Genomic DNA, 10,803 nt, shown 5'->3' with positions numbered 1-10,803 from the left:
GGCGTGTCGTTCTCAACCATGGGAAAGCCCTCTATTCCGCAACGCTTCCGAATTCTTCGTCGATGAAATCGAGCAGCTCGTTCACGGACGCGGCTTCGAGATCACGGTCCCCGGCTTCCGGCCGGGCCAGCGATCGCACCGATTCGTACCGTGAGAGCACCGATTTCATCCGGGCGACCACGCTCGCGATCTCGTCCGGATCGATCCGCTCCGGCGCCCGCGTGAACTCCGCGATCGCCCTGGTCACCTCCTGCTCGAGGGCGGCCACCCGCTCGGCCACCGGCGTCGCCTCGCCGTTCCGCTCCGCACCGAGCAGCGCGCGGATGTGGTCCGCGATCTCCCTCGGCGTCGGGTAGTCGAAGATCAACGTCGCCGGGAGCGCGAGGCCGGTGGCGCGGTTCAGGTGATTGCGGAGTTCGACGGCGGTGAGCGAGTCGAACCCGGCCTCCCGGAACGGCCGGTCGGGCTCGACCGACCGCGGCCCCGCGTGCCCGAGGATGGTGGCGACGTGGGTGCAGACGAGGTCCAGCGCCAGCCGCTGCTGGTCCGCGCCGGAGAGCGCGGTGAGCCGGGCCACCCACTCCGATTTCGCCTCGTTCGGCGCGCCGTCGTCGTCCTGCCGGTTCAGCAGCTCGACGACGGCGGGAAGCGCCGCGAGCAGCGGGCGCGGGCGGGCCAGCGCGAAGGTCGGGTAGAACCGGGCCCAGTCGACGTCCGCGACCGCCAGCGTGCGCCCACCCGCGGCCGTCGCGCCGTCCAGCACGGCCATCACGGCGGCCGGGTCCATGGTGCGCAGGCCCTGCCGATCGAAACGCTCGCGAGCCTGCGCACCTTCGTGCCCGCCGTTCTCCTGCCATGGCCCCCAGGCGATGGCGGTGGCGGGCAGCCCGGCCTGGCGGCGATGCTCGGCCAGCGCGTCGAGATAGGCATTGGCGGCCGAGAACGCGCCCTGACCACCGCCGCCCCACACGCCCGCGGCGGAGGAGAACAGCACGAAGGCCGAGAGCGGGAGCGCGGCGGTGAGCTCGTGCAGGGTGCGGGCGGCCGTCCGCTCGGCGTCGAGCACGGCTTCCAGCCGGTCGGGGTCGATGGCCTCGAGGACGTCGTCGGCACCGCGCACGGCGGCGTGCACGACAGCGTTGAGCGGCTGGATCTCGGCGAGCACCGCGGCGAGCGCGGCCCGATCGGCGGGATCGCACCGCACCGTCCGCACCGGCAGACCGGCCGGCTCCTCCGCGGCATCGTCGTGGTTGAGCAGCACCAGCCGCCGGGCGCCGCGGGCGGCGGCCCAGCGGGCGGCGTGCACGCCGAGCGCACCGGCGGCGCCGGTGACGAGGACGGTGCCGTCCAGCTCCGCGGGCGGTTCCGCGCCCGCGCCCGGAGCGGGGACCAGCCTGCGCAGGAACACCCCCGCCGAGCGGATGGCCACCTGGTCTTCCCCGCCGGTGCCGGTCACCACCTCGGCCAGGGCCCGCTCCGCGCGGGTATCGAGCTGGGCGGGAAGATCGATCAATCCGCCCCAGCAATCCGGGTGTTCGAGTCCGGCGACCCGGCCGAGGCCCCAGATCATGGCCTGTTCCGGCGCGGTCAGCGGGTCCGAGCCCGCCACCGAGACGGCGCCGCGGGTCACGCACCACAGCGGTGACCGCAGCCCTGCCGCACTGAGCCCCTGCACCAGGGCGAGCGTGCCCGCGGGCCCCAGCAGGGACAGGACTCCGGTCGGCGGCTCGCAGGCCAGGCGCTCCTGCCAGGTCTGCCGATCACCGGCCGCCGACTCCCGGACGGTGGCGCCGCGCGCCGTGAGCGCCCGCGCGCACGCGGCGGCGGTCTCCTCCGCGCCCGGTGCGGTGACGAGCAGCCAGGTGCCGGCGAGCCGCCCGTCGCCGAGCGGCGCGGTGGCCGGGATCCAGTCGACCCGGTAGCGCAGCTCGTCGAGTTCCGACCTGGCTCGGCGCGCGCTCCGCCATTCCGCCAGCGCGGCGAGTACCGGCGCCGGATCGGTGCCGGACGGCAGCGCGGGGAGTTGCCCGGCATCGACCATGGCCCAGAATTCGGCGTCGATTCCATCCGCCGATGCGGCGGGTGCGCTCCCGCTGGGGAGCCAGTAGTGCTCGTGCTGGAAGGCGTAGGTGGGCAGCGCAACCCGGCGCGCGGCCGGGCCCGCGGTGACCGCCGCCCAGTCGACGTGGACGCCCGCGGTGAAGACCCGCGCCACCCCGGTCGGCACCGCCGTCACCTCGCTTTCACCCCGCCACAGTCCCGCAGCGACACCCTCGTGCACCAGGCTCGCCAGACCACCGTCGCCGAGCTCGAGGAAACGGTTCACGCCCTGCTCGGCGAGACCGGACAGCGCGCGGGAGAACTGGACGGTGTCACGCAGATGCCGCACCCAGTACTCCGGCGAGGTGGCCTGCTCGACCGTCAGTAGCTCCCCCGTGCTGTCGGAGATCACCGGAATCAACGGCGGACGCAGCTCGACACCCGCCAGGACCCCACGGAACTCGTCCAGGACAGGATCCATACGGGGCGAGTGAAAAGCATGCGAAACCGGAAGACGCTTCGTCCGGCGCCCCGCCGCCAGCCAGTAGCCCGCCACCTCGGTGACCGCGTCCTCATCACCCGAGATCACCACCGCATCAGCGGCATTCACCGCCGCCACCGACACCACCGCGCTGTCCGGCAGCACCAGCCCGATCGAGTCCAGCACTTCCTGCTCACCGGCCCGGATCGACACCATCGCGCCGCCAGCGGGAAGCTCCTGCATCAACCGGCCACGCTCGGCCACCACCCGCGCGGCATCCGGCAGCGACATGACTCCGGCCACATGAGCGGCCGCCAGGCCACCGATCGAGTGGCCGAGCACGTAATCGGGGGTGATCGACCAGGATTCGAGCAGCCGGAACAACGCGACCTCGACCGCGAACAACGCCTGCTGGGTATAGCGGGTCTCGTTCAACAGCACCGGATCGTTGTCGATCACCTCCCGCAGCGAATCGTCCAGATACCCGCACACCTCATCGAAAGCATCGGCGAAGATCGGGTACGCGGCCGCGAGTTCCTTCCCCATACCGACCCGCTGCGAACCCTGTCCGCCGAACAGCAGGCAGAGGCCGGTGGCGGCGCCCGCATCCGGCTCGGACACCACGGCGGGGTGCGGTTCGTCACGGGCGGCCGCGTCGAGCCCGGCGAGCAGGGTGCCGGGATCGTCGCCGACCACGACGACGCGGTCCTCGAAGGTCGCACGGGTCGAGGCCAGTGACCATCCGATATCGACCGGGTCCAACTCGGGGTGCTCGCGTACCCAGGAAGCCAGCCGGCCGGCCTGCGCGGCCACGGCGGCGCGGCCGCGACCGGAGACCACCCAGGCCACCGGGCCCTCGAGGGCGGGCTCCGGGGTCGCGGCAGGCGCGGGCTCGGGCGGCTGTTCCAGGATGAGGTGGGCGTTCGTGCCGCTGATCCCGAACGAGGAGACCGCCGCGCGCCGCGGGTGGCCGTTGCGCGGCCACTCCCGCGCGCTGGTGAGCAGCTCGACCGTACCCGCGGACCAGTCCACGTGCGGTGTCGGCTCCTCGACGTGCAGCGTCGGCGGCATGACCCGGTGCCGGAGCGCCATGATCATCTTGATCACCCCGGCGACCCCGGCGGCGGCCTGGGTGTGGCCGATATTGGACTTGATCGACCCGAGCCACAGCGGCTCCTCGCGGTCCTGCCCGTAGGTGGCGATGAGGGCCTGCGCCTCGATGGGATCGCCGAGCGCGGTGCCGGTGCCGTGGGCCTCGACCACATCCACCTCGGCCGTGGTCAACCCACCGGCGGTGAGCGCCTGCTGGATGACCCGCTGCTGGGACGGGCCGTTCGGCGCCGTCAACCCGTTGGAGGCGCCGTCCTGGTTCACGGCGCTGCCACGCAGCACCGCGAGCACCGGATGGCCCTTCGCCCGCGCGTCCGAGAGCCGCTCCAGCACCAACACACCCACACCCTCAGCCGGGCCGAAACCATCGGCGGCAGCATCGAAGGCCTTGCAGCGGCCGTTCCCGGCCAGCCCGCGCTGGCGGCTGAAATCGATGAAGGTGCCCGGCGTCGCCATGACCGTCACGCCGCCCGCCAGGGCCAGCGAGCACTCGCCGCCGCGCAGCGCCTGTGCCGCCAAGTGGACCGCCACCAGCGAGGACGAGCACGCGGTGTCCACCGTCATGGCCGGGCCCTGTAAACCCAGCACATACGACAACCGGCCCGACACCACACTCGCCGAACTACCGGTCCCGAGCAGCCCCTCCAGCCCCTCGGGCACGCTCCGCAACCGAGACGCGTGATCGTGATAAGTCACGCCCGCGAACACACCGGTATCACTGTCGCGCAACGACTTCGGGTTCACTCCGGCGCTCTCCAGCGCCTCCCAGCCGACCTCCAGCATCAACCGCTGCTGCGGATCCATCGCCAGCGCCTCGCGCGGGGAGATCCCGAAGAACCCGGCATCGAAATCGCCCGCGCCGTGCAGGAATCCGCCCTCGCTGGTGTAGGAGGTGCCCGCGCTGTCCGGGTCGGGGTTGTAGAGGCTGTCCAGATCCCAGCCACGGTCACCGGGGGGCGGGGTGATGGCATCACCGGCGCCGATCACCAGGTCCCACAGCTGCTCCGGGGTGCCGACCCCGCCCGGGAATCGGCACGCCATCCCCACCACGACCACGGCGTCCTCGGTGGTTGCCTCGCCGGTGGCGGTGCTCGCGGTGGCCGTGGGGCCGGGGTCGATGGCCTCCAGCAGGTGCCGGGTGACGGCGTCCGGGGTGGGGAAATCGAAGACCAGGGTCGAGGGTAGGGTGCGGCCGATGCTCGCCGCCAGCCGATTGCGGAACTCGACGGCGGTGAGCGAATCGAACCCCAGGTCCCGGAAGGCGCGGTCGGCGCCGATACCGGCGGCGTCCGGGTAGCCCAGCACGGTCGCGGTGTGCGCGCGGACCAGGTCGAGCACATGCCGGTGGCGCTGCCCCGCGGTCATGGCCGTCAGCCGGGCACCGAGCCCCGCGGCCGTCTCCGGACCCGCCGCGGCGGAACGGCGGGCGGGCACGCGCACCAGGTCGCGCAGCAGCGGGTGCACCGCGCCGGAGCGGGCGCGGGCGCGCAGGTCGTCGTGGTCGAGAACGATGGCGAGCGGCGTGGGCTCCGGTGCGGCCGCGGCGATGTCGAACAGGGCCAGGCCGCGCGCGGTGGAGAGCGCGCGAGTGCCGCCGCGGCTCATGCGGGCGTGATCGGCGCGGGTCAGCGCACCGGTCATCGCGCTGGCCTGCTCCCACAGCCCCCAGCCGATCGACACCGCCGGAAGGCCATGCGCCCGCCGCGCGGTAGCCAACGCATCCAGGTAGGCGTTGGCCGCCGCGTAGTTGGCCTGCCCGGCATTGCCGAAGGTCGCCGAGGCGGAGGAGAACAGGACGAAGCCCGCAGGCGGCCGATCGCGGGTCAGCTCGTGCAGGTGCCGGGCGGCGTCGGCCTTGGCGGCCAGCACGGCTTCGATCCGCTCCGGGGTCAGCGTTTCCACCGTGCCGTCATCGAGCACACCGGCCGCGTGCACGACCGCCGTCAGGTCCGGGATCCCTGCCAACAGCGCGGCGACCGAATCACGGTGCGAAACATCGCAGGCCACGATCTCGACTCGGGCGTCCGTGCGGGCGAGTTCGGCCATCAGCTCAGGGGCACCGGGCGCTTCGGCCCCGCGACGGCTGGTCAAGACCAGTTTGCGGGCGCCGGCCGCGACCAGGTGCCGCGCAAGTGCCGCGCCGAGGACACCGGTGCCGCCGGTGATCAGCACCGTGCCCTCGGTATTCCACGGCTGCGGAACGGTGAGCACGACCTTGCCGATGTGCCTGGCCTGCTGGACGTAGCGCAGCGCGTCGATCGCATCGCGGGCATCCCAGCAGGTCGTCGGCAGCGGGGTGAGCGCGCCCGACTCGAACAGCGCTGCCAGCTCGGCCAGCATCTGCTGGATCCGATCCAGACCCGCCTCCGCCAAATCGAATCGGCGATACCGCACCCCCGGATACCGCTCCGCCACCTCACCCGGATCCCGGACATCGAGCTTGCCCATATCGATCAACCGACCACCCGCGCCGAGCATCGACAACGACTCGTCCAAGAACTCCCCGGTCAACGAATTCAGCACCACATCGACCTCGCCCAGCACCCGACCGAAACCCAACTCACGCGAGGAAGCGATCCGCTCGACATCCACCACGGCCCACTTGCCCGGGCTCGCAGTCGCACACACATCCACACCCCAGAGCCGCGCCAACTGCGTCGCCGCCATGCCCACACCACCGGCAGCGGCATGAATCAGCAACCGCTCCCCCGACCGGACCTGCGCCAGATCCCGCAAGCCGTACCAGGCAGTCAGGAACACCACCGGCACCGACGCTGCCTGCGCGAACGACCATCCCGACGGCATCCGGGTCACCATGCGCGCGTCCATGACCGCCGTCGGTGCGAAGCCGCTGACGAACATGCCCATCACCCGATCGCCCACCGCAACCCCGGTGACCTCGGCGCCGATCTCCTCCACCACGCCTGCGCCCTCGCTGCCCATGACGGCGTCGCCGGGGTAGACCCCGAGGCCGATCAGCACATCACGGAAGTTCACGCCGGCCGCCAGCACCCGGACCCGCACATCGCCGGGGCCCACCGCGCCGGGCTCCGCCGGGCGGGCGGCAATGCTCTCCAGCGACCCGTCGGTGCCGCCGCCGATGCACCACTCCGTGCCCCCGAACACCGTCGACGGGGTGGCGAGCGAGGTGGTGCCTGCAGCGTGACCGCGCCCGATCCTCGGCACCGACAGCTCGCCCCCGCGCACGGCGACCTGCGCCTGCCCGGACGCGATGGCCGTGCTGGGAATGCCGTCGGTATCGGTATCGATCAGCAGCACCCGGTCCGGGTTCTCGGTCTGCACCGAGCGCACGAACCCCCAGACCGCGGCCGCGGCCGGGTCCACAAGGTCGGCGGGGCGCACCGCCACGGCATTGCGGGTCAGCACGGCCAGCCGCGTGCTGCCCAATTCCGCAGCGCTGAGCCAGGATTGGACAACGCTGAGAGTCCGACCCAGGAGCGCGGTGGCGGATTCGGTGCCGTCCGGGATTGCCAGGACCAGTACCGCAGGCGGTGCGGCGACCACCGCGGCCAGGTCGGTGGCGGCCGCGGCCAGCACCGTGCAGTCGATCTCGATGCCCGGCTCGGGATCGGCGGGATGCCGCACCCAGGTGACGGTGTAGAGATCGCGGGCGGCGCCGTCGTCGGCCGCGATGTGCTCGCGGGTGACGGGGCGCAGCGTCAGCCCGTCGATGGTGATCACCGGGGCGCCGAGCGGGTCGGTGGCGCTCACCGCCACGGTGTCATCCGCCGTGCGGCGCAACCGGACCCGCAGTGAGCGGGCGTCGGTGGCGTGCAGCGCGATACCGGTCCAGGCGAAGGGAAGCAGCCCCGTCCCCGCGGCGGTCTCCGCACCGATCCCGGCGAGCCCGGACGCGTGCAGCGCCGCGTCCAGCAGCGCCGGGTGCACGCCGAAACCCGCCTCGGCCGAGCCGTCCCGGTCGGGCAGCGCGACCTCGGCGTACACATCGGTCGCGTGCCGCCAGGCGGCGCGCAAACCGCGGAAGGCCGGGCCGTACGCCAACCCGGCATCGGCGAGCCGATCGTAGAAGTCGTCCAGCGGCACCGGCTCGGCCTCGGCGGGCGGCCACTCACCGGGCAGGTCGTCGTGCGGTGCCGGGGCCGGTTCCCTGGTCAGGGTGCCGGTGGCGTGCCGGGTCCAGGTGTCGTTGCCGTGCGGGCGGGAGTAGATGTCGATGGTCCGGCCGCGGTCGGCACCGGAGACGACGATCTGCAGGTCCCTCGGCTCACCGAGCACGAGGGGGGTGTGGATGACGAGTTCGTCCACCCGGTCGTAGCCGATCCGATCGGCGGCGCAGATGGCCAGATCCACGAAGGCGGTACCCGGCAGCAGCGCCGATCCCAGCACAGTGTGGTCGAGCACCCACGCGTGCGTCCGGGCCGAAAGATGTCCGGTCAGCACGACGGTATCGGCCTCGGCGAGCGCCACCACCGCGCCGAGCAGCGGGTGCTCGACCGGATCGAGTCCGAGGCCGGATGCGTCCCCGCCCCCGGCCCGGCCGGATTCGAGCCAGTAGCGCCGGTGCTGGAAGGCATAGGTGGGGAGCTCGACCCAGTGCGGGTCGGTGCCGTGCACGGCGCTCCAGTCGACGGGGGTGCCGGTGACGAACAGCTCCGCCGCCGAGAGCAGGAACTGGCGCTGCTCGGGCTGATCGCGGCGCAGCGTGCCCACGGTGACCGCGCCCGGCAGCACCGGGTGCGGGGAGACCTCCACCAGTTTCGTGAGGCCGTCCGCGCGTGCAGCGGTGACCGCACCGTGGAAATCGACCGTCGTACGCAGGTTCTCGTACCAGTAGGCGGCATCCATCGTCGTGGTGTCGAGGATGCTCGCGGTGACCGTCGAGTACAGCGGCACCCGGCCCGGCCCGGGCCGCACATCGGACAGCACCCGCAGCAGATCGTCCCGCAGGGACTCGACAGCCGGGGAGTGCGAGGCGTAATCGACCGGAAGCCACCGGGTCCGAACCTCGGCATCCAGCTCGGCGGCGAACGCCTCGAGGGCTTCCGTCGTGCCGGACAGCACCACCGCCTCCGGGCCGTTCACCGCGGCGACCGAGATGCCCGGCCGCTCACCGACGGGTGCGGCGACAGACAGCATGGTCCCGCTGCCACTCAGCGAACGCAGCGCCGCACTGCGCAACGCCACCACCCGGGCACCATCCCCCAGGCTCAACACCCCCGCGACCACAGCGGCCGCGATCTCACCCTGCGAATGCCCGATCACCGCAGCGGGCTCGACGCCCAGCGACTCCCACACCGCCGCCAGCGAGACCATCACCGCCCACAGCACCGGCTGCACCACATCCACCCGCGCCAACGCCTCCTCGTCACCGAGGACATCACGCAACGACCACGAAACATACGGGGACAGGGCCTCCGCACACTCATCCATCCGCGCCGCGAAAACCGGAGACGACGCCAACAACTCACGACCCATCCCCACCCACTGCCCACCCTGACCCGGGAACACGAACACCACACCCGAACCCGGACGCACAGACCCCGACACCACACCCGGGTGCGGGAACCCCCCCGCCGCCGCATCCAACCCCGAGAGCAACTCCCCACGGTCGACGCCGACCACGACCACCCGATCCTCGAACAGCGACCGCGTCGACACCAGCGACCGGGCGACCTCGACCGGTGTCGGAGCGGATTCCTCGCGCAGCCGCTCGGCGAGCCGCCCGGCCTGCGCGGCGACCGCCTCCGGCCCCCGGCCGGAGAGCACCAGCGCCACCGGCGCCTCGTCGTCCCGCGGGGGTTCCCGCTCGGCGCGGGGCGCGTCCTCCAGGATCACGTGCGCATTGGTGCCGCTGACCCCGAACGAGGACACCGCGGCCCGGCGCGGATGCCCGTTCACCGGCCAGTCCCGCCGCTCGGTGAGCAGCCGCACCGCCCCGGCGGACCAGTCGACGTGCGGGGTCGGCTCGTCCACGTGCAGCGTCGCAGGCAGGACGCCGTGCCGCATCGCCATGATCATCTTGATCACCCCGGCGACGCCCGCCGCCGCCTGCGCGTGGCCGATATTCGACTTGATCGACCCCAGCCACAGCGGGTCGGTGCGGTCCCGGCCGTAGGTCGCCAGCAGCGCCTGCGCCTCGATGGGGTCACCCAGGGAGGTTCCGGTGCCGTGCGCCTCCACCGCGTCGATATCGGCAGTGGTCAGCCCGGCCGCGGCCAGGGCCCGGCGGATCACGCGCTGCTGCGACGGGCCGTTCGGCGCGGTCAGGCCGTTGGAGGCGCCGTCCTGGTTCACCGCGCTGCCGCGCAGCACCGCCAGCACGCGCCTGCCTGCGGCCTCGGCGTCGGAGAGGCGCTCCAGCACCAGCACACCGACGCCCTCGCCCCACGCGGTGCCGTCCGCGCCCTTCGCGAACGCCTTGCAGCGGGCATCGGCGGCGAGGCCGCGCTGCCTGCTGAAATCCACGAAGGCGCCGGGGGTGGCCATCACGGTCACCCCGCCCGCGAGCGCCAGCGAGCACTCGCCGCGGCGCAGCGCCTGGCCGGCAAGGTGCATCGTCACCAGCGACGAGGAGCAGGCGGTGTCCAGCGTGACGGCGGGTCCTTCCAGCCCGAGCACGTAGGACACCCGGCCGGAGAGCACGCTGGCCGCATTGCCGGTGCCGAGGAAGCCCTCCACGCCGTCCGGCAGGTTCCGCAGCCCGGAGATGTAGTCGTGGTAGGTCACCCCCGAGAAGACGCCGGTGTCGGTGCCCTTCAGCGAGGCCGGGGCGATGCCGGAGTTCTCCAGCGCCTCCCAGCTGGTTTCCAGCATGAGCCGCTGCTGCGGGTCCATGGCCAGCGCCTCGCGCGGTGAGATGCCGAAGAATCCGGGGTCGAAATCGCCCGCGTCGTGCAGGAATCCGCCCGCCCTCGTATAGGAGGTGCCGCGGCTGTCCGGATCCGGGTCGAAGAGCGCCTCGATGTCCCAGCCGCGATCGGTGGGGAAATCGGTGATCGCGTCGCCGCCCGCGACGACGAATCGCCACAGCTGTCCGGGGTCGTCGATGCCGCCGGGGAATCGGCACGCCATCCCGACCACTGCGATGGGCTCGGTGCTCCGGTGCAGGAGCTCGGCCTTCTCGTCCTTCAGCGACCGGATCTCCTTGAGGGAATCCCGCAGCGCCTCGATCAGCTCGTTCGCATCCATGG

General features: G+C 72.5%; 1 protein-coding gene. It reads right to left on the bottom strand.

The window, feature by feature from the left end; translation table 11 throughout:
- Window positions 1-31: 31 nt before the first annotated feature.
- Entirely contained in the window at window positions 32-10,801 is a 10,770-nt protein-coding gene (locus ACFUUZ_RS00735; RefSeq protein ID WP_378690771.1) for a type I polyketide synthase, read from the bottom strand.
- Window positions 10,802-10,803 lie beyond the last annotated feature (2 nt).

The sequence above is a fragment of the Nocardia sp. NPDC057353 genome (genome assembly GCF_042667085.1).
GTDB lineage: Bacteria > Actinomycetota > Actinomycetes > Mycobacteriales > Mycobacteriaceae > Nocardia.
The sequence above is the reverse complement of the archived record's forward strand: the minus strand, read 5'-3'. Positions and strand labels throughout refer to the sequence as shown.

Coding starts and splice junctions, on each gene's coding strand:
- ACFUUZ_RS00735 (WP_378690771.1), bottom strand. CDS start 10,801: ATGGATGCGAACGAGCTGATCGAGGCGCTGCGGGATTCCCTCAAGGAG.